A 20,035-nucleotide genomic window follows, 5' to 3' on the forward strand; every position below is an offset into this window, starting at 1 on the left:
GATCCGCTGATGCAGCTCGAGTCGATGTACCAGGAGATCATCCTGGACCACTACAAGAACCCCCACGGACGCGGTCTGCGCGACCCGTTCGACGCCGAGGTCCACCACGTCAACCCGACGTGCGGTGACGAGGTGACCCTGCGGGTGAAGCTCGACGGGGACACCGTCGCCGACGTGTCCTACGAGGGCATGGGGTGCTCGATCAGCCAGGCGTCGGTCTCGGCGATGTACGACCTGGTGGTCGGCAAGCCGGTGACGCAGGCGCTGGAGACCGGCGAGCACTTCATGACCCTCATGCAGGCCAAGGGCGACCCCGCCGTCGCCGAGAAGCTCGAGGACGAGCTGGAGGACGCCGTCGCGTTCGCCGGCGTCTCGAAGTACCCGGCGCGCATCAAGTGCGCGCTGATGAGCTGGATGGCCCTCAAGGACGCGTCCGCCCGAGCCCTCTCCACCGCCCCCCAGACCGGAGGCAGCAACTGATGAGCGAGACCACCGAGAACGCGACCCCCGCCACCGACGGCGCCCCCGGCGACCTGCCGGCCTACAAGTCGGCGCTCATCGAGGACGTCGAGGAGGCGATGCGCGACGTCGTCGACCCCGAGCTCGGGGTGAACGTCGTCGACCTGGGCCTGGTCTACGGCCTGGACGTCGACGAGAACAACGTCGCGATCATCGACATGACGCTGACCAGCGCGGCGTGCCCGCTGACCGACGTCATCGAGGACCAGGCCCGCCAGGCGCTCACCGGCGGCCCCGGCCCCGGGCTGGTCGACGACATCCGGATCAACTGGGTCTGGATGCCGCCGTGGGGCCCGGACAAGATCACCGACGACGGTCGCGAGCAGCTGCGCGCCCTGGGCTTCCGGGTGTGAGTCCTCGCCGCTGATCGATGACCTCGCCGGGCTCTGCGCCCGGCCGGGCTCGGGCGACCACCCGCCCGCCGATGCCAGCGTCACCGTGCTGCCCGCGCCCTATGGGGCGCGGGCAGTCGTCGTCGGTGGGACCGCCTGGCACCCTCGGCCCCCGAGTCGGCCGCCGTGCCGGCCCTGGTGCCACTGAGGGCCCGGGGTGGCCGGGCAGCACGGAGCGGTGTCCCCGGCTCCGCCGTTCCGGCGCCCGCAGTGCCCGCCCCGGGGACATCGCCGTCGCCGGGGGGCGCTCACCTCAGGTCGTCCAGGCGGGCGGCGAAGCCGTCGACCGGGACGCGCTCGCGCAGCACCCCCACGAAGAGGAGCACGGCACCCACCGCCAGTGCGGCGGCCACCGGCCACGGCAGCGCGCGCACCGCGACCGCCAGTGCCAGGACCAGCGCCGATCCCGCCCCGACCAGGATCGGCGCGCGGACGCCGACCCGGCTCCCCGCCACCATCGCGACCCCGGCGGCGGTGAGCACCAGCACGGCGCGCGGCCCGTCGGGGGAGAGGGCGGCCAGCGCGGTCGAGGGGACGGCCGCCACCAGCAGCCCCGGGCCCCACGACGGCCAGGACGGCTCGCGCTCCAGCGCCCGCCCCGCCGCCAGCCACAGCCCGCCGGCGGCCGGGAGGGTCCAGGCCTCCACCGTGCCGGTGCCCGCGAGCGCGGCCCCGATCCAGCAGGCGAGCACGACCTGCGCCGCACCCGCCCGCCAGGCGGCGGTGGCGTCGGTCGCGGTGCCCGGACCCGACGCCCGGCCGGTCCACCAGGCCCAGGCCAGCGTCGCCGTGCCCTGCACCGCCAGGTGGGCCAGCACCTGCGGCCGTTCACCCCGGGTGACGAGGAGCAGGACGGCGAGCGCGGCGACGACCGCGGCGGAGACGACGGTGGCCCGCCGCGAATCGCGGTCCAGCGCCGCCGCGGCGCCGAGCGCCAGCAGGTACAGCGCGGTGAGCAGGACGGCGGCGCCGGCGGGGGTGGCCCAGCCGTCGGGGAGGCCCAGGACCGCGGCCCCGGCCAGGCAGCCCACCGCGGTCGGCGCGGCCACGGCGCGGTCGTCGGGGCGCACGAGCGCCACCCACACCGTCGGGGCCGCCGTCAGGAGCAGCAGCAGCGCCAGCGCCGACCAGTGCGTGCCCGCCACCAGGCGGAGCACCGACAGGGCGGCCAGCAGCACGCCGCCGGTCAGGGCCGCGGGCAGCAGCAACCCGCGCCGCCACCCGTCGAGCACCCCGGCGGCCACGGTGGCGACCACGACACCGGCGAACCCGGCCACCGCGACGGCGACCGGCCCCCCGGCGGACGACGCCCCGGCGACCGCAGCCCCGGTGAGGGCGCCGGAGACGACGGGGACCAGGCGCGGCGGGCCGAGCAGCAGGTCGAGCGGGGCGCGCAAGCGGGCCAGCAGCAGGCCACCGGCAGCGCCGGCCACCAGCGCGGCCGCCGACCACCGGCCCGCCGCGGCGGCGGTCCAGGACTCCTGCAGGCCGGCCAGCACGCCGGTGGCGAACCAGGGCGCGGTCGACACCAGCACCAGCCGGGCCACCAAAGGCCGGGCGGACAGCGCGACCACGAGGCCGGCCAGCGCGACGCCCAGCAGGAACTCGGTCCGCACGGGGGCGGCGACGCCGTCCACCAGCCGCAGGACGGCGAGCTGGAGCCCGACCCACGCGGCGAGCGGCCAGGCAGCGGTCGCGGGGCAGGTGCGGTGCAGCAGGACGAAGGCGCCGGCCAGCACCAGCGGCAGCAGCGGGTCGCCGGTGCGCGGGGCGCCGACGTCCCCGGCGGCCAGGGCCAGGCCGGCCGAGGTGGCCGCGAAGGTCTCCGCGGAGCTGCCCAGCCGCGAGCGCTCCGCCCGCACGGAGGCGGCCGCGGCGACGGCCGCGAGCGCCAGCAGCCCACCCCGGACCAGCGGCCCGCCCTGGAGCGAGGCCAGCGCCGCGGCGCCGCTCACCAGCAGCACGGCGCCCACAGCGAGCAGCACCTGCGGCGGGCGGGCCGCGTACGGGAACGGCGGCGCCGGCGGGCCGCTCGTCCGCGCGTCCGGGGTCACCGCGGCACCCTGCCCGCCCCGGTGCCGCCCGAATCACCGCGGATCCGCTCGGAACCGGGCGGTGGAGCGCCTACCCTGGGTTCAGTGATCACGACGACCGGCCTCGAGCTGCGTGCCGGCGCCCGCATCCTCATCAGCGAGGCCAACCTGCGGGTGCAGCCCGGTGACCGCATCGGGCTCGTCGGGCGCAACGGTGCCGGCAAGACCACGACGCTCACCACACTGGCCGGCGAGCGCCTGCCGCACGCCGGGAAGGTGGAGGTCACCGGCGAGATCGGTTACCTGCCGCAGGACCCGCGCAGCGGCGACCTGGACACCACCGCGAGCGACCGCGTGCTCTCCGGCCGCGGCCTGGACGTGCTGAAGGCCCAGCTGGTCAAGGCGCAGGTCGCCATGGCCGAGCCCGCGGACGACGACGAGCGCGACCGGGCGGTCCGCCGCTACGGCCGGCTGGAGGACCAGTTCGCCGCGCTCGGCGGGTACGCCGCGGAGAGCGACGCCGCCCGCATCTGCACCAACCTGGGCCTGCCCGACCGGGTGCTCGCCCAGCCGCTGCGCACCCTCTCCGGCGGTCAGCGCCGCCGGGTCGAGCTCGCCCGCATCCTCTTCTCCGACGCCGAGACGCTGCTCCTCGACGAGCCGACCAACCACCTCGACGGCGACTCGATCACCTGGCTCAAGGGCTTCCTGGCCGGCCACAAGAGCGGGCTGATCGTCATCAGCCACGACGTCGAGCTGCTCGACGCCGTCGTCAACAAGGTGTGGCACCTGGACGCCAACCGGGCCACCGTCGACGTCTACAACCTCGGCTGGAAGCCCTACCTGGCCCAGCGGGAGACCGACGAGCGGCGCCGCAAGCAGGAGCGCGCGAACACCGAGCGCAAGATCGACACCCTCAACGCGCAGGCCGACAAGATGCGTGCCAAGGCCACCAAGGCCAAGGCCGCCAAGAGCATGGACAAGCGGGCCGAGCGGCTGGCCGCCGGCCTGGCCGACGTGCGGGTGCAGGACAAGGTCGCCAAGCTCCGGTTCCCCACGCCCGCCGCGTGCGGCAAGACGCCGCTCACCGCCGAGGGGCTGTCCAAGAGCTACGGCTCGCTGGAGATCTTCACCGACGTCGACCTCGCCGTGGACCGCGGCGCGCGCGTCGTCGTCCTGGGCCTGAACGGCGCCGGCAAGACGACCCTGCTGCGGATGCTCGCCGGCACCGAGACGCCGGACACCGGGGAGGTGAAGCCGGGGCACGGGCTGCGGGTGGGCTACTACGCGCAGGAGCACGAGACGCTCGACATGGACCGGACGCTGCTGGAGAACATGCGTTCGTCGGCGCCCGACAGCACCGACACGGAGCTGCGCCGCATCCTGGGCGCCTTCCTCTTCTCGGGGGAGACGGTCGACCAGCGCACCGGCACGCTCTCCGGCGGTGAGCGCACCCGCCTGGCGATGGCGACGCTCGTCGTCTCCGGGGCCAACGTGCTGCTGCTGGACGAGCCGACGAACAACCTGGACCCGGCCAGCCGGGAGCAGGTGCTCGAGGCCCTGCGCACCTACGCCGGGGCGATCGTCCTGGTCACCCACGACGAGGGCGCCGTCCGGGCGCTGGACCCCGACAAGGTCATCCTGCTGCCCGACGGCACCGAGGACGCCTGGAGCGAGGACCTGGCCGACCTGGTCGAGCTGGCCTGACCACCGCGGCCGCCGGTGCGGCACCATGGCACCGGCGAGTCCGCGGTCCGGGGAGGAGCGGCCGGTGGCCAGCTGGGACGACGTCCGCCGGGTCGCGTCCGCCCTGCCCGGGGTGGTCGAGGAGGACAACGGGCACAGCCGCTCCTGGCGGGTCGGGGGCAAGGCGTTCGCCTGGGAGCGGGTGCTCCGGCGCGGTGAACGGGCGCTGCTGGCCGACCGCGCGCCGGACGGGCCGGCTCTCGGCCTGCGCACCGCGGACGCCGACGTCGTCGACGTCCTGGTCAGGACGCGGCCGGACGTCTTCTTCACCGTGGCCGGGTACGGCGTGCACCCCATGGTGCTCGCCGACGTCGCCGCCGCCTCGCCCGACGACCTCGAGGAGGCGATCACCGAGGCGTGGGAGTGCCGGGCGCCGCGCCGCCTGCGCGAGCGGCTGGAGGGCTGACCCGCTCGCGTCGCGCAGGTCCCCCGTCTGGGTGATCATGGGTCGGAGGGAGCCGTGGTCGACCGGACGGCGGCACCAGGACGGACAAACCAGACGACGGGCCGTCGCACGCCGGCACCTCCGTGCCGGTGGGCCGGTGGCCGACACGGAGGGGAGCCATGGCCGACCAGAGCACTGCGGACCTCGGCAAGGGCAAGCGGATCACCGGCGGTGACCGGTCGACGCTCGCCGACGAGCTGCGCAAGCGGTACGACGAGGGCGAGAGCATCCGGTCCCTGGCCACCTCGACGAACCGGTCGTACGGCTTCGTGCACCGGCTGCTGTCGGAGTCCGGGGCCTCGCTGCGCAGCCGCGGCGGGGCCAACCGGAACAGCAAGAAGGCGTGAGCGCAGACCCCACCGGTTCCCCTCCGCCCGGCTGGGTGCGGACGAGCCGCGACGGCGCCGTCCTCACCGTCACCCTCGACCGGGCGGACCAGCTCAACGCGCAGACGCCGGACACCTGGGTGGCCCTGGCGGACGTCGGGGCGTCGCTGGACGAGGAGGTGCGCGTCGTCGTCCTGCGCGGCTCGGGCCGGTCCTTCTCGGCAGGCCTGGACCGCAGCATGTTCGACACCGGCTCCCGCACCGGTGGCGGGTTGGGCGAGCTCGTCCGGCTGCCGGTCGAGGAGGCGCAGGAGCGGATCCGGGGCTACCAGGCCGGCTTCCGATGGCTGCGCTCGCCTGGGGTCGTCTCGATCGCCGCGGTGCAGGGCCACGCCATCGGCGCCGGTGCGCAGCTGGCGCTGGCCTGCGACCTCCGGGTGCTCAGCGACGACGCGCAGCTGCGGCTGCCGGAGGTGACGCTCGGCCTCGTCCCGGACCTGACCGGCACGAGCACGCTGGTGGAGCTGGTCGGCTACGCGCGGGCGCTGGAGCTGTGCCTGACCGGTCGCGCCGTCGGCGCCGCCGAGGCGCAGGCCATCGGCCTGGCGACCGCGGTCGTGCCGCGGGCGGAGCTGGACGACGCCGTCGCCGACCTGACCGGCGCGCTCCTGGCGCCGCCGGTGGGCGCCAGCCGGGCGACCGCGGCGCTGGTGCGCTCCGCCGTCGGCAACGACGCCCCGGCCCAGGACGCCGCCGAACGGGCTGCCCAGGTGCAGCGGCTGCACGATCTCGTCAGCGGCCGCTGAGAGACTCCCAGGAACAAGCGCGGTCCCGCCCCGGTTGCAGCAGCCGCCGGGGCGCGGCCGGCGGGACGAGGGGGGTGGCGTGGACGTGAACCAGTCCATGACCTCCATGGCCGCCATGCGGTCGTTCAGGCGCGATCCGTCGGTGACCGCCCGCCGGCTCCCACCGGGCACCGTCCGGCGCATCATCGGCATCGCCCGGCCCTACCGCCGGGAGCTCGCCTTCTTCCTGGCGCTGGTGATCGGCTCGTCGGTCATCGGCGTCATCACCCCGCTCCTGGCCGGCGACATCGTCAACCGGATCGCCGGGCTGGAGGGCACCGCGGGCGACATCGTGCAGATCGCACTGGTCATCGCCGGCCTGGCCGTCGTCGACGCCGGGATCTCCCTGGGCACGCGGTGGTACTCCGCACGCATCGGCGAGGGCGTCATCTACGACCTGCGCAGCCAGGTCTTCGAGCACGTCCAGCGGATGCCGGTGGCGTTCTTCACGCGCACGCAGACCGGCGCGCTGGTCAGCCGGCTCAACAACGACGTCGTGGGCGCGCAGCAGGCGTTCACCTCGACGCTGTCCGGGGTGGTCAGCAACGTCATCGGGCTGGTGCTCACCGCGGGCGTCATGCTCACGCTGTCCTGGCAGATCACGCTGCTGTCGCTGGTGCTCGTGCCGCTGTTCGTGCTGCCCGCCCGCCGCATCGGCCGCCGGCTGCAGGAGATCACGCGGGAGTCCTACACGCTCAACGCGTCCATGAACGCCACGATGACCGAGCGGTTCAACGTCGCCGGCGCGCTCCTGGTGAAGCTGTTCGGCCGGCCGGCGGCCGAGGCGGAGTCCTTCCGCGGCCGGGCCGCCCGCGTCCGCGACATCGGCGTCCTCTCGGCCATGTACGGCCGCACCTTCTTCACCGCCCTCACCCTGGTGGCGGCGCTGGCGACGGCGCTGGTGTACGGCCTGGGCGGGTGGCTGGCCTTCACCGGTGAGCTCAGCCCCGGCGACGTCGTGGCCCTCGCGCTCCTCCTGTCCCGGCTCTACGGCCCGCTCACCGCGCTGTCCAACATCCGCGTGGACGTCATGAGCGCGATGGTCAGCTTCGACCGCGTCTTCGAGGTGCTGGACCTCCCGCCGATGATCCGCGAGGCGCCCGACGCCGTGCCGGTGCCGGCCCACGACCGGTCGATCGAGTTCGACCACGTCTCCTTCAGCTACCCGTCCGGGGCGGACGTCTCGCTGCCGTCGCTGGAGGAGGTGTCGCTGCCCGAGCACGGTGGTCCGGTCGACGTCCTGCACGACGTCTCCTTCCGGGTGGAGCCCGGTCACCTGGTCGCGCTGGTCGGGCACTCGGGGGCGGGGAAGACGACGATCGCCCACCTGGTGCCCCGGCTGTACGACGCGACCGGCGGGACGGTGCGCGTCGGTGGCGTCGACGTGCGGCAGGCGACGCTGGCCTCGCTGCGCGACGCGGTCGGCGTCGTCAGCCAGGACGCGCACCTGTTCCACGACACCATCGGGGCCAACCTGCGCTATGCCCGCCCCGAGGCCACCGACGAGCAGTTGTGGGAGGCGCTCGGCGGGGCGCGCATCGCCGAGCTCGTGCGGTCGCTGCCCGAGGGCCTGGAGACGGTCGTCGGCGACCGCGGCTACCGGCTCTCGGGCGGGGAGAAGCAGCGGCTGGCCATCGCCCGCGTGCTGCTCAAGGCGCCGGGCATCGTGATCCTCGACGAGGCGACGGCGCACCTCGACAGCGAGTCCGAGGCCGCCGTGCAGCACGCGCTCGACACCGCGCTGGCCGGGCGCACCTCCCTGGTGATCGCGCACCGGCTCTCCACCATCCGCAGCGCCGACCGGATCCTGGTCGTCGACGAGGGCCGGATCGTCGAGGCGGGGACGCACGAGGAACTGCTGGCGCGCGGAGGCCGCTACGCCGACCTGCACCGCACCCAGTTCGCGCAGGAGGAGCGCCGTTCCGCCGTCGTCGGGTGACCGCAACGATGGCGTTCCGCACACGGTCGCGCACGCACCGTGGGGGGCGCTCGGGAACGGGGAAAAGGCGCCGGTGCGGTGCGCGGAGAACTCCGGCGAGCATCGGACGAGTTGGTCACCGGGACCACTAGCGTCACACCTGTCCCAGGCGGCCGCAGCCGGGACACGTGGCCGGGCTGGCGCGGCCACGCAGGACCGCAGCACGCGTCGGGACGCACCGGCGACCGCCAGCGAGGAGGAGACGTGACCGCAGCCCACCCGCAGGACGCCCAGATCCAGGCGCTCTACGCCGAGTTCATCGACGGCTGGAACCGGCGCAGCGGTGCGGCCGTGGCCGCCGGATTCGCCGACGACGGCGACATCATCGGGTTCGACGGCAGCCACCACCGCGGCCGGCTGTCCATCGCGGCGGACCTGCGCCAGGTGTTCTCGTCGCACCAGACGCCGGCCTACGTGGCCGTGGTCCGCTCCGTCCGCCCCGTCGGCGAGGGCGTCGCGATGCTGACCGCGCACGCCGGCATGATCCCGGCCGGCGCCGGTGATCTCGACCCCGCGCTGAACGCCGTGCACACGATGATCGCCGTGGACGAGGGGCGCGGCCGCTGGCGCATCTCGCTGTTCCAGGTCACCCCCGCAGCGTGGCACCAGCACCCCGAGGCGCGCGAGGCCCTCACCGAGGAGCTGCGCGGGCTGCTCATCCCGCAGTGAGCCGGGCTCAGCCGACCGTGGCGTCCACCCGGACGTCGTCGAGCTGCTCGACCTGCACCCGTGCACCCGTCCGGCCGAGGTCGGCGATCACCCCACCCGCGACGGACAGGGCGACCTCCATCTCGGCCGGGGGGCCGACGGCCCGGAACTCGTAGGGGGAGCTCAGCAGCTCGCCGTCGATGCGGAGCGCGCCGGGGGAGCCGGTGACGGCGCTGGATGCGACGACCCGCACGCCGTCGACCTGCAGGGCCTCCGCGCCGGCGCCGCGCAGCTCCTGGACGGCGCCGAGGACCACGCTGGCGGGGACCGCGCCGTCGGGGTCCTGCACGGTCATCCGCAGCCCGGGGCCGCTGGCCGGGAGGGCGCCGGCGAGGATGCCGATGGCCTCCGCCCGGGACCGCGCCTCCTCGAGCGCGCTGCCGGACTCCTCCGACCCGTTGCCCAGATCCTCGAGCGTCTGCCGGGTGCGGCTGATCTCCTCGCGCAGGGTCTCCTCGCGGGCGTTGAGCTCGTCGAGGAGCACCACCAGGTCGGCCTCGCTGCGCACGTCCTCCTCGGCCGGCTCGGCGGTGCTGCGGATCTGCACGACGAGCGCGAACCCGAGGGCCACGGTCAACGCGGCGGTGGCCGCGACGGCCACCGGCCTGCTCCACGACCGGAACGACCCTGACCCTCCAGTGGAGGTCGAGGCTGCGTCGACGGGCGGGTCGCCGTCTCCGGGCGTCGTGTGCTCGGCCCGGGGGCCCTGGTCGGGCGGGGGACGGCCGTCGGCAGCGGCCGGCTGCCCGGGCTCCGAGGCGTTCCCCCTGTCGGCGTCCATCGGTCCCCACAGTAGGACAGCTCCCCCGCCCGGCGGTGCCGGCCGGCCGGTCGCGCCCCGCTGTGGCTGCCCGGTCGTTCCAGTCGCTGTACCGAGGTGGTCGCGGGTCAGCCGCCCGGCCGATGGGGGGTCCCCGCCCCCGCGGCGGCACGCTGCTCGGCGGAGTGGGTGCGCAGCGCGTGCAGCACCGCCCGGTTCACCACCCAGTAGAGCGCGTAGAGGAACAGGCCCACGAGGGCGAGGTAGGTGGCCAGGCCGATCAGCGACATCACCGCCGGGACGCTATCGGCCGGGCCGCTCGGCGCCGAGCACGGCGTCGTAACGGTCGAGCAGCACGGCGGCGATCCGCTCGTCGGGGAGCAGCGGCGCGGTGACGACGTCGGCCCCGGCACCGGCGAGCTTGTCGTGGAAGTGCCCCGGGGCGAGCAGGTACGACGCGACCACCACGCGGCGGGCGCCCCGCTCGCGCGCGGTTGCGACGGCATCGGGCACCGGCGGCTGCGCGGCCGAGCCGTACCCCGTGGTCACCGGACCGGCCCACGAGTGCTGCAGCAGCGCGGCCGTCCGGTCGACGTCGGCCACCGACCGGGCGTCGCTGGACCCGGCGGCGGCCAGCACGACGGCGGTGGAGGGGTCGGCCGGGTCGGCCCCGGCCTCCACCAGCCGGGCGTGCAGCACCTCGGCCAGCCGGGGATCGGGCCCCAGCGGCCGGGCGGCGACGACCGAGTCGTGCGCGGCGACGGCCCCGGCGATGTCGACGTGCACGTGGTACCCGCCGGAGAGCAGCAGCGGGACGACGACGGCAGGGCGCCCCTCGGCGGCCAGGCCGCCGACGACGTCGACGACGGTCGGCGGCTGGACGTCGACGAAGGCGGCGGTGGTGACCAGCCCCGGCCGCAGCGCCCGGGCGGCGAGCGCGAGTTCGGCGATCAGCCGGCGGCCGGTCGGGTTGCGGGTGCCGTGCGCGCAGGCGACCAGGACGGGGGCCGGGGGAGCGGTCACCGGGCGCGGGTGTCGTCGAAGGGTTGCATGGCTCCGGTCAGGTGGTCGGTGCCGAGGGCGCCCGGCGGCCGGGCCCCCTCGACGACGGGGGCCCGGGCGGCCGCGGCCCCCGCCCCCCGGCGTGAGCCGGTGAGCAGGACGCCGCGGCCGCCCGGGCCGGGGTTCATCGCGTCGTGCGGAGGGTCAGCTCTGCCGCAGCGACCGCAGCACGTACTGCATGATGCCGCCGTTGCGGTAGTAGTTCGCCTCGCCAGGGGTGTCGATCCGGACGCGGGCGTCGAACTCGACGTCACCGGCCTTGACCTTCACCGTCCGCGGGGTCTCGCCGTCGTTGAGCGCGGTGATCCCGGTGATGGTGAACTCCTCGTCGCCGGTCAGGCCGAGCGACTCGCGGTCCTGGCCCTCGGGGAACTGCAGCGGCAGCACGCCCATGCCGATGAGGTTGGAGCGGTGGATCCGCTCGTAGCTCTCGGCGATGACCGCCTTGACGCCCAGCAGCGCCGTGCCCTTGGCCGCCCAGTCGCGCGACGAGCCCGAGCCGTACTCCTTGCCGGCCAGCACGACCAGCGGGATGCCGGCCTCCTGGTAGGCCTGCGAGGCGTCGTAGATCGTCGTCGTCTCGCCGGTCAGGTGGTTCTTGGTGACGCCACCCTCGGTGCCCGGGACCAGCTGGTTGCGCAGCCGGATGTTGGCGAACGTGCCGCGGATCATGACCTCGTGGTTCCCGCGGCGGGAGCCGTAGGAGTTGAAGTCGCGGCGGTCCACGCCGTGCTCGCGGAGGTACTTGCCCGCGGGGCTGTCGGCCTTGATCGAGCCGGCCGGCGAGATGTGGTCGGTGGTCACCGAGTCGCCGAGCACCGCGAGGGTGCGGGCGCCGGTGATGTCCTCGACCGGGGCCGGCTCGGCCGGCATGCCCTCGAAGTACGGGGGACGGCGGACGTAGGTGCTGTCCTCCGCCCAGTCGAAGGTGTCCCCGGTCGGCGTGGGCAGGTTCTGCCACTGCTCGGTGCCGGCGAACACGTCCTCGTAGCTGCGGCCGAACTGCTCCGCGGAGACCGCCTGGTCGATGACCCGCTGGACCTCCTGCGGCGAGGGCCAGATGTCGCGCAGGAAGACGTCGTTGCCGTCGGCGTCCTGGCCCAGGGGGTCGTTGTTCAGGTCGACGTCCATGGACCCGGCCAGGGCGTAGGCGATGACCAGCGGCGGCGACGCCAGGTAGTTCATCTTGACGTCGGGGTTGATCCGGCCCTCGAAGTTCCGGTTGCCCGAGAGCACCGAGACGACGGCGAGGTCGGCCTCGTTGACCGCGTTGGACACCGGCTCGGGCAGCGGGCCGGAGTTGCCGATGCAGGTGGTGCAGCCGTAGCCGACCAGGTAGAAGCCGAGCTTCTCCAGGTACGGGGTGAGCTCGGCCTTCTCGTAGTAGTCCATGACGACCTTGGACCCGGGGGCCAGCGTCGTCTTGACCCACGGCTTGGTGGCCAGCCCGCGCTCGACGGCGTTCTTCGCCAGGAGCGCGGCGCCGATCATCACCTGCGGGTTGGAGGTGTTGGTGCAGGAGGTGATCGCGGCGATGACCACGTGGCCGTGGTCGACCTCGGTCTCGGTGCCGTCCTCCATGACCACGCGGGTCGGCTTGGACGGGCGCCGGCCGACGTCGTGGCCGTCGAAGTGGTGCGGCTTGCCGGCCTCGCCGTTGCCGTGCGTCTCGGCGACCGGGTCGGAGGCGGGGAAGGTCTCGGCCACGGCCTCGTCGACCGAGGAGGTGACGCCGTAGGGCTTCTCCTGCGCCGGGACCCCGGGCTTGCGGTCCTCGCCGCCGGTCTCGCCGTCGGTCACGTAGTCGGCCAGCGCCTCCCGGAAGGCGGGCTTGGCCTCGGTGATGGCGACGCGGTCCTGCGGGCGCTTCGGCCCGGCGATGCTCGGGACGACGGTGGCCAGGTCGAGCTCGAGGTACTCGGAGAACTGCGGCTCGCGCGACGGGTCGTGCCAGAGGCCCTGCTCCTTGGCGTAGGCCTCGACCAGCTTGACCTGCTCCTCGCTGCGGCCGGTGAGCTGCAGGTAGGTGATGGTCTCCTCGTCGATGGGGAACATCGCCGCGGTGGAGCCGAACTCGGGGCTCATGTTGCCGATCGTGGCCCGGTTGGCCAGCGGCACCGCCGAGACGCCCTCGCCGTAGAACTCGACGAACTTCCCGACCACGCCGTGCTGGCGCAGCATCTCGGTGATGGTGAGCACCAGGTCGGTGGCGGTGGCGCCGTCCGGGAGCTGACCGGAGAGCTTGAAGCCGACCACGCGGGGGATGAGCATCGAGACCGGCTGGCCGAGCATCGCGGCCTCGGCCTCGATGCCGCCGACGCCCCAGCCCAGCACGCCCAGGCCGTTGACCATCGTGGTGTGGCTGTCGGTGCCCACGCAGGTGTCGGGGTAGGCGACGACGCGGTCACCCTCCTGGCGCGGGAAGACCACGCGGGCGAGGTGCTCGATGTTCACCTGGTGGACGATGCCGGTGCCCGGGGGGACGACCTTGAAGTCGCTGAACGCGCCCTGGCCCCAGCGCAGGAACTGGTAGCGCTCGCCGTTGCGCTCGTACTCGATCTCGACGTTGCGCTCGAAGGACTCCGGCGTGCCGAAGACGTCGGCGATCACCGAGTGGTCGATGACCAGCTCGGCCGGCGCGAGCGGGTTGATCTTCTGCGGGTCGCCGCCGAGCTCGGCCATGGCCTCGCGCATCGTGGCGAGGTCGACGATGCAGGGGACACCGGTGAAGTCCTGCATCACCACGCGGGCCGGGGTGAACTGGATCTCCTGGTCGGGCTCGGCGTTCGGGTCCCAGCCGGCCAGCGCGCGGATGTGGTCGGCGGTGATGTCCGCGCCGTCCTCGGTGCGCAGCAGGTTCTCGAGGAGGACCTTCAGGCTGAAGGGCAGCTTCTCCGCGCCCTCCACCGCGTCGAGCCGGTAGATGTCGTACTCGGTGCCGTCGACGGCGAGCGTCGACCGGGCTCCGAAGCTGTCCTTGCTGGCTGCCACTTCTCTGCGCCTACCCCTCGTGGTTCATCACGCGTCGTTGACCACCCCCGATCATCCCAGCCCGCGGCCGGGACCACCGAGTCAGGCGACCCTTTCCTCACCCGGTGACCTGTGTCACGGGCGGCGAAACGCGCGGGCGCCGGGCGTCCCTCCCGCCCGGGCAGGCGCAGCAGCCCCACCGCTCGCCGGCGGACGGCGTGCCGGGTGCGCGCGCCGCGTCCGTGCGGGGGCGCGCGGTTAGCCTCCCGCGCCATGACCGCGCTCGACCCGTCGGCCCCCGCGCCCGCGGCGGCCCCGCCCGCCGTCGAGCCGGCCGCGTCCGGCAGGCGGGGACGCGCGGTCACCGCCGTCCTCTGGGCGGCGCTGCTGCTGGTGTTCGCGGCCACCTGCGCGGTGCGCGGCCTGCCGACCGACCGCGTCGTCCTGCTCGGCTGGGTGCTCGCGGGGCTGGCCGTCACCTCGGTGACGCACGGCCGGCGGCGGCTCGTGCGCCTGCTCGCCGACTGGCTGCCGCTGGTCGCGGTGCTGCTGGCCTACGACGCCACCCGCGGCCTGGCCGACGGCCTGGGCATGCCGGTGGCCGTCGAGGAGGTGGCCGATGCCGACCGCTGGCTCACCGGCGGGGTGCTGCCCACCGTCTGGCTGCAGGAGCACGTGCAGGCCGACTGGTGGAAGGCCGTGGCGACGCTGGTCTACAGCAGCCACTTCGTCGTCACCCCCGTGGTGCTCGCGGTGCTGTGGCTGCGCGACCGGGCCCGCTGGGCGCGCTGCGCCCGCCTGGTCGTGGCGCTGTCCCTGGCGGGGCTCGTCACCTACGTCCTCTACCCGGCGGCCCCGCCGTGGCTGGCCGCCAAGCAGGGCGTGATCGAACCGGTCGCGCGGATCAGCAGCGCCGGGTGGGAGGTGCTCGGGCTGCCCCGCGCCGGGGTGCTGCTCGACGCCGGGCAGGGGCAGGTGAACCTCGTCGCCGCCGTCCCCTCGCTGCACACCGCGTTCGCCGTTCTCGTGTGCACCGTGCTGCTCCCGCTGGCCCGGCACGGCTGGCAGCGTGCGTGCCTGGTCGCCTACGCCGTGCTCATGCCCGTCGTCCTCGTGTGGTCGGGGGAGCACTACGTCGTCGACACGCTGCTCGGCGCCGCGTACGCCTGCGCGGTGGTCCTGCTGGCGCCGCCGGCCGGGCGCGCGCTGCGGGCGGCGGGGCGTGCCGCCCGGCCCCTACCGTGGCGGGCGTGACCGGCACCGTCCCCGCCCCGCTGCCCGGCTGGCTGACCGCCGCCCGCCGCATCACCGCGCTCACCGGCGCGGGCATCTCCACCGACAGCGGCATCCCCGACTACCGAGGGCCGAACGGTGTCTGGACCCGCGATCCCGACGCCGAGAAGCTCGTGACGCTCTCCTACTACGTCGCCGACCCCGACATCCGGCGCCGGGCCTGGCTGATGCGTCGGGACATGGGTGCGTTCGACGTGCGGCCCAACCCCGGGCACGCCGCGCTGGTCGACCTCGAGCGGCAGGGCCGGCTGCGCGCGCTGGTGACCCAGAACGTCGACGGGCTGCACCAGGCGGCGGGGTCGGACCCGGCGATGGTGGTGGAGATCCACGGCACCGTGCACGAGGTCGAGTGCCTGGGGTGCCGCGCCCGGACGACGATGGCCGAGGCGCTGGACCGGGTGGCCGCCGGGGAGCCGGACCCGCCCTGCCTCGACTGCGGCGGCATCCTCAAGTCGGCGACGATCAGCTTCGGGCAGGTGCTGGAGCCCGACGTCGTCGAGGCCGCGGTGGACGCCGCGCGCGACTGCGACGTGCTGCTCGCGGTGGGCACCTCGCTGCAGGTGCACCCGGCGGCGGGGCTGGTCGACGTCGCCGTCGCCCACGGGGCGCAGGTGGTGGTGGTCAACGCCGAGCCGACGCCGTACGACGACGTCGCCGACCTCGTCGTCCGCGAGCCGATCGGGACGGCGCTGCCGCGGCTGGTCGCCGCCGGCTGACCGCAGTCCTCCCTCACCGCAGCGCGTCATCCCTCACCGCGCACCGCGAGGGAGGAGGCGCCACGATCAGGTCCCCTGATCCCGGCGGGACGGCGGAGTCGCGCGCCGCTCGTCGCCGTCCCCGCCGACCGATAGCGTGACGGGGACCACGTCGACGGCCGGCCCGCACCGGCCCAGCACCCCGGGAGCCGGCATGCGCGTACCCCTCACCAGTCGCGACTTCCTCGACCGCGCGGAGCTCGTCTACGGCGACCGCGTCGGCATCGTCGACGAGCCGGCGCAGCCCGCGCCCTCGCTGGGCGAGGTGTCCTACCGCGAGGTGGCCCGGCGCGGCCGCGCGCTCCAGGCGGGCCTCGACGAGCTCGGCGTGGGCGAGGGCGAGCGGGTGGCGATCGTCAGCCACAACTCCGCGCGGCTGCTCGAGCTGCTGCTGGCGGTGCCCTCGTCCGGCCGCGTCGCGGTGCCGGTCAACTTCCGGCTGCAGCCCGAGGAGGTCGAGTACATCGTCGGGCACTGCGGCGCCCGTGTGCTGCTGGTCGACCCCGAGCTGGAGACCTCCCTCAAGGGCGTGCGCGCCGAGCACCGGTTCGGCACGGGGGAGGAGTACGAGCAGCTGCTCCGGTTCGACGTCGAGCCGCGGCCGTGGGCGGAGCCGGACGAGGACGCCACCGCGACGATCAACTACACCAGCGGGACGACGGCGCGGCCCAAGGGCGTGCAGATGACCCACCGCAACATCTGGGTCAACGCGGTGACCTTCGGGATGCACATGCAGGTCAGCGACCGCGACGTGTACATGCACACGTTGCCGATGTTCCACTGCAACGGCTGGGGGCTGCCCTACGCGATGGCCGGCGTCAGCGCCCGCCAGGTGGTGCTCCGCAAGGTCGACGGAGCGGAGATCCTGCGCCGGGTCGACCAGCACGGCGTGACGCTGATGGCCGGCGCCCCGGCGGTGTGGAACGCCGTCCTGGACGCCGCCGCCGACTGGGACGGCGAGATCCCGGGGCGCGACCGGGTGCGGATCATCGTCGCGGGGGCGCCGCCGCCGTCGCGGACGATCGCGCGGGTGGAGGCCGAGCTCGGCTGGGAGTTCAACCAGATCTACGGCCTGACCGAGACCGCCCCGCTGCTCACCATCAACCGGCCGCGCGCCGAGTACGACGACCTCGACCCGGAGGAGCGCGCCAAGCGGCTCTCCCGGGCCGGCGTGCCGTCGATCGGCACCCGGATGGCGATCAGCGACAGCGGCGAGGTGCTGGCGCGCAGCAACACGGTGCTCGCCGGCTACTGGGAGAACCCCGACGCCTCCGCCGAGGCGCTCGAGGGCGGCTGGTTCCACACCGGGGACGGCGGCTCGCTGGACGAGCAGGGGTACCTGACGATCTCCGACCGCAAGAAGGACGTGATCATCACCGGTGGTGAGAACGTCTCCTCGATCGAGGTCGAGGACGTGGTGTTCAGCCACCCGGCGGTCGCGGAGGTCGCGGTCATCGGCATCCCCGACGACAAGTGGGGGGAGATGGTCACCGCCATCGTCGTCCTCGCCGAGGGGGAGCAGGCCACCGAGGCCGACATCATCGCCCACTGCAAGGCGCGGATCGCCGGCTACAAGGCGCCCAAGCGGGTGGAGTTCCGCGACGAGCTGGCCCGCACCGCCACGGGAAAGATCCAGAAGTTCAAGCTCCGCGAGGACTTCTGGGCCGGCTCCGAGCGCAGGGTCAACTGAGGCAGGGCCGGGCGCGGCGGCTCAGCCGTCGCGCTCGGCCACCATCCGGTCGGTGACCCGCCGGATGCGGGCCGCCTGCCGGGAGAGCGTCATGTCGAGGACGCGGTCGACCGGTGGGACCTCGCCGAGCCGCGCCAGGCCCATCCACCGCGGCACGGAGACCGTGCGCGACCAGTAGGACCCCAGGCTGCGCGCCACCTGGTCGGCCACCCGCTCCGTGCGGATGCCGGGGGAGAGCCGCCCCTCGGCGTCCTCGTCGGAGACCGGCGGCTCGCCCCGGCCGCGGACGAGCCACTCCGTCGACACCGGCCCGGGGGCGATCGAGTGGACCCGCACGCCGCGGGCGGTGACCTCCCGCCGCAGCCCCTTCACGAAGCCGTGCGCGCCGGCCTTGGTCGCGGAGTAGACGGCCAGCGGCGGCACCTGCGACAGCGCGGCGGCGGAGGCGGTCACGAGGACGTCGGCGCGGCCCCGCTCGGCGGCCGCCGCCAGCAGGTGGGGGAGGGCGAGGCGGGCGAGGTCGACGACCCCGGTGAGGTTGGTGGCGATCATCGTCTCGACGGCCTCCTGCGGCGTGTCCTCGACCAGCCCGGCGTAGCCGATCCCCGCGTTGAGCACCACCGCGTCCAGGCGGCCGTGCTCGGCGAGCACCCGCTGGACCAGCGCCACCCGGTCGGTGGGGGAGCGGACGTCGGCCGGTGCCCCGGTCGCCCCGTCGACGCCGGCCAGCGCCTCGGTCAGCCGGTTCCGGTCGCGGGCGCAGGCCACCACCCGCGCGCCGCCGGCGGCCAGGCGGTGGACGACGGCGCGACCGATGCCGGTGCTCCCGCCGGTGACGAGGACGACGCGGTCCTGGAGGTCGGGCACGGCGCGGTTGTGCCCAGGCCCCACCGGGCACAACCGCGCCGTGCCCGACACGAACCCCGTCCCGCCCACCTACGTCGACGCCACCCGGCTGTGGGTCGACTCCCGGCCCCGGGCGTTCGTCCAGCGCCGGGCCGAGGCGGCGATCCTGCGACGCCTCGGCGGCGACGTCCGCGGTGGCACCGTCCTGGAGCTGGGCACCGGACGGCGGGGCACCGGCCTGCGTCTGGCCCTCGACGTCTTCGGGGCCGGCCGTGCCGAGGGCGTCGAGCGGTTCCCGGCGAGCGTGGCGGCCTGCCGGGCGGCGGTCGCCGACCTCGGGAACCGGGTCGAGGTGCGCGAGGGCGACGTCACGGCCCTCGCTGCCGGGGGCGGGTCCTACGACGCGGTCTTCGCCTACCACGTGCTGCACCACGCCGAGGCCTGGCGGGACGTGGTCCGCGAGGTGGCGCGCGTGCTGCGGCCGGGCGGCCGGTTCTACTCCTGCGAGATGACCGCCCGCTTCGTCGACAGCCGCCCGTTGCGCGCGGTCGCCTTCCACCCCGCCGACGGCGACCGGCCCACCCCGGCGGCGCTGGCCACCGCCTGCCGTGAGGCCGGGCTGGACGTCGTCGCGCAGGAGACCCGCCTCGCCGGCTGCTGGACGGCGCTCGTCGCGACCCGGCCCTGACCGCACGCGGACCCCACCCGGAGGGGTGAGGCCTCCTCAACGGTCCCGCGCCACCGTCCGATGCACCCCGAGGGTCACCCGTCCGGGTGCCCCTCGGACGTCGGGAAGAGGCAGCGGTGGGCAGCGGAGCGCGGACGTGCGCGGAGCGCAGCAGGACCGGGACCACGACCGGGCGCGGCCGGACGGCGCGGCGGGCCCTCGTCGCGGTGCTCCTGGCCGCGACCGCCGTCGGCCTGACGCCGTCGGCGGCCGGTGCGGCGCCGCGCAACCCCAGCGACGCCGAGCTCGGTGCCGCCCAGCAGGCCCGGGCCGACGCCGCCGCGCGCGTGGGGCAGATCGGCGCGGAGCTGGCGCAGGCCCGGACGCACGTCGAGGAACTGCACCAGCAGGCGCTCATCGCGCTGCAGGACTACGAGGACAAGCAGGCGGCCCACGACGCCGCCCGGGCCGCCGCCGACGCCGCGGCCGCCGCGGCGGTGCAGGCGGCCGCCGACCTGCAGCAGGGACGTGACGACGTCGCCTCCTTCGCGCGGGCCAGCTACATGCAGGGCTCGACCTCCCCGGGCATCACCGCACTGCTCAGCGCAGCGGGGCCGGCCGAGCTGATCGAGCGCTCGGCCCTGCTGGACGCCGCCGGGGTGAACCGGGTCGAGGTGGTCGCCGAGCTCACCGTCCTGGAGCAGCAGGCCGCGACGGCGGAGCAGGTCGCCCGGCAGGCGACCGAGCAGGCCGCCGCCGTCCAGCAGGAGGCGGCCGCGCTGCTGGCGAGCGCCCAGTCCCAGGAGGTCGAGGCGCGCCGGCAGGCGGATGCGCTCGACGCCCGGGAGGACGGCCTCCAGGCCGAGCTGCAGCAGGCCCAGCAGGTGCTCGACGGCCTCGAGGGCGCCCGGACGGCCGCGCAGGAGGCCGCGGCCCGCCAGGCCGCCGCGCCGGCGCCGCCGCGCACCCCGGCCCGACCCGTCGCCACCCCGAGCGCGCC

The 20,035-nt window shown here is 75.0% G+C and carries 19 protein-coding genes and 1 pseudogene; 13 read left to right on the forward strand and 7 right to left on the reverse strand.

What is annotated here, in order from left to right; all coding sequences use genetic code 11:
- The first annotated feature begins 9 nt into the window (after positions 1 to 9).
- Complete coding sequence (gene sufU, locus E9549_RS11720; protein ID WP_236826718.1) at positions 10 to 480, forward strand: Fe-S cluster assembly sulfur transfer protein SufU; 471 nt, start codon at positions 10 to 12, stop codon at positions 478 to 480.
- A complete protein-coding gene (locus E9549_RS11725; RefSeq protein WP_236826719.1) occupies positions 480 to 872 on the forward strand; it encodes a metal-sulfur cluster assembly factor in 393 nt (130 codons plus the stop codon). The genes sufU and E9549_RS11725 overlap by 1 nt, the downstream gene beginning before the upstream one ends.
- Positions 873 to 1,159: 287 nt before the next feature.
- On the opposite strand, the gene E9549_RS11730 is transcribed toward E9549_RS11725, so the two are convergent.
- A complete protein-coding gene (locus E9549_RS11730; protein WP_236826720.1) occupies positions 1,160 to 2,965 on the reverse strand; it encodes an SCO7613 C-terminal domain-containing membrane protein in 1,806 nt (601 codons plus the stop codon).
- An 84-nt stretch (positions 2,966 to 3,049) separates the two neighbouring features.
- On the opposite strand from E9549_RS11730, the gene E9549_RS11735 reads away from it, so the two are divergent.
- The 6 genes from E9549_RS11735 to E9549_RS11760 all read left to right on the forward strand — a co-directional run bounded on the left by E9549_RS11735 (position 3,050) and on the right by E9549_RS11760 (position 8,953).
- Complete coding sequence (locus tag E9549_RS11735; protein WP_236826721.1) at positions 3,050 to 4,651, forward strand: ABC-F family ATP-binding cassette domain-containing protein; 1,602 nt, start codon at positions 3,050 to 3,052, stop codon at positions 4,649 to 4,651.
- 64 nt (positions 4,652 to 4,715) lie between these two features.
- A complete protein-coding gene (locus E9549_RS11740) occupies positions 4,716 to 5,096 on the forward strand; it encodes an MmcQ/YjbR family DNA-binding protein (RefSeq protein ID WP_236826722.1) in 381 nt (126 codons plus the stop codon).
- A 158-nt stretch (positions 5,097 to 5,254) separates the two neighbouring features.
- On the forward strand, positions 5,255 to 5,482 hold the full coding sequence (locus E9549_RS11745; RefSeq protein WP_236826723.1) for a helix-turn-helix domain-containing protein: 228 nt from the start codon (positions 5,255 to 5,257) through the stop codon (positions 5,480 to 5,482).
- Positions 5,479 to 6,267, forward strand: coding sequence for an enoyl-CoA hydratase/isomerase family protein (locus E9549_RS11750; RefSeq protein WP_236826724.1), 789 nt, complete (start codon positions 5,479 to 5,481; stop codon positions 6,265 to 6,267). Before E9549_RS11745 ends, E9549_RS11750 begins: the two co-directional genes overlap by 4 nt.
- A gap of 79 nt (positions 6,268 to 6,346) precedes the next feature.
- The gene (locus tag E9549_RS11755; protein ID WP_236826725.1) at positions 6,347 to 8,245 is read left to right on the forward strand and encodes an ABC transporter ATP-binding protein; all 1,899 of its coding nucleotides are present in this window, start codon (positions 6,347 to 6,349) and stop codon (positions 8,243 to 8,245) included.
- Positions 8,246 to 8,488: 243 nt separating this feature from the next.
- Entirely contained in the window at positions 8,489 to 8,953 is a 465-nt protein-coding gene (locus E9549_RS11760; protein WP_236826726.1) for an SgcJ/EcaC family oxidoreductase, read from the forward strand.
- Positions 8,954 to 8,960: 7 nt separating this feature from the next.
- On the opposite strand, the gene E9549_RS23800 is transcribed toward E9549_RS11760, so the two are convergent.
- The 5 genes from E9549_RS23800 to E9549_RS11785 all read right to left on the reverse strand — a co-directional run bounded on the left by E9549_RS23800 (position 8,961) and on the right by E9549_RS11785 (position 13,805).
- A complete protein-coding gene (locus E9549_RS23800) occupies positions 8,961 to 9,593 on the reverse strand; it encodes a DUF881 domain-containing protein (RefSeq protein WP_236826727.1) in 633 nt (210 codons plus the stop codon).
- A 287-nt stretch (positions 9,594 to 9,880) separates the two neighbouring features.
- Positions 9,881 to 10,045: a hypothetical protein gene (locus tag E9549_RS11770; protein WP_236826728.1), complete on the reverse strand. Its 165-nt coding sequence runs from the start codon at positions 10,043 to 10,045 to the stop codon at positions 9,881 to 9,883.
- Between the two features lie 10 nt (positions 10,046 to 10,055).
- Positions 10,056 to 10,775 carry a sirohydrochlorin chelatase gene (locus tag E9549_RS11775; RefSeq protein ID WP_236826729.1) on the reverse strand — a complete coding sequence of 240 codons (720 nt, stop codon included), beginning with the start codon at positions 10,773 to 10,775 and terminating at the stop codon, positions 10,056 to 10,058.
- On the reverse strand, positions 10,772 to 10,942 hold the full coding sequence (locus E9549_RS11780) for a hypothetical protein (protein ID WP_236826730.1): 171 nt from the start codon (positions 10,940 to 10,942) through the stop codon (positions 10,772 to 10,774). Before E9549_RS11780 ends, E9549_RS11775 begins: the two co-directional genes overlap by 4 nt.
- Before the next feature lie 16 nt (positions 10,943 to 10,958).
- Positions 10,959 to 13,805: an aconitate hydratase gene (locus E9549_RS11785; protein WP_236826731.1), complete on the reverse strand. Its 2,847-nt coding sequence runs from the start codon at positions 13,803 to 13,805 to the stop codon at positions 10,959 to 10,961.
- Between the two features lie 252 nt (positions 13,806 to 14,057).
- Here E9549_RS11785 and E9549_RS11790 point away from each other — a divergent pair, with 252 nt between their 5' ends.
- The 3 genes from E9549_RS11790 (at position 14,058) to E9549_RS11800 (ending at position 17,522) form a co-directional block, all read left to right on the forward strand.
- A complete protein-coding gene (locus E9549_RS11790; RefSeq protein ID WP_236826732.1) occupies positions 14,058 to 15,038 on the forward strand; it encodes a phosphatase PAP2 family protein in 981 nt (326 codons plus the stop codon).
- Positions 15,035 to 15,793, forward strand: coding sequence for a Sir2 family NAD-dependent protein deacetylase (locus E9549_RS11795; protein ID WP_236826733.1), 759 nt, complete (start codon positions 15,035 to 15,037; stop codon positions 15,791 to 15,793). Before E9549_RS11790 ends, E9549_RS11795 begins: the two co-directional genes overlap by 4 nt.
- 193 nt (positions 15,794 to 15,986) lie before the next feature.
- Complete coding sequence (locus E9549_RS11800; RefSeq protein ID WP_236826734.1) at positions 15,987 to 17,522, forward strand: AMP-binding protein; 1,536 nt, start codon at positions 15,987 to 15,989, stop codon at positions 17,520 to 17,522.
- Positions 17,523 to 17,543: 21 nt separating this feature from the next.
- Here E9549_RS11800 and E9549_RS11805 read toward each other — a convergent pair whose 3' ends face one another.
- Entirely contained in the window at positions 17,544 to 18,389 is an 846-nt protein-coding gene (locus E9549_RS11805) for an SDR family oxidoreductase (RefSeq protein WP_236826735.1), read from the reverse strand.
- A gap of 40 nt (positions 18,390 to 18,429) precedes the next feature.
- Between E9549_RS11805 and E9549_RS11810 the strand changes: the two genes are divergently transcribed.
- Positions 18,430 to 19,056: a class I SAM-dependent methyltransferase gene (locus tag E9549_RS11810; protein WP_236826736.1), complete on the forward strand. Its 627-nt coding sequence runs from the start codon at positions 18,430 to 18,432 to the stop codon at positions 19,054 to 19,056.
- 116 nt (positions 19,057 to 19,172) lie between these two features.
- Positions 19,173 to 20,035 (forward strand): annotated as a pseudogene (locus E9549_RS11815) (hydrolase); the annotation flags it as partial.

Origin of the sequence: Blastococcus sp. MG754426 (assembly GCF_021699055.1) — a bacterium.
Taxonomy (GTDB): domain Bacteria; phylum Actinomycetota; class Actinomycetes; order Mycobacteriales; family Geodermatophilaceae; genus Blastococcus.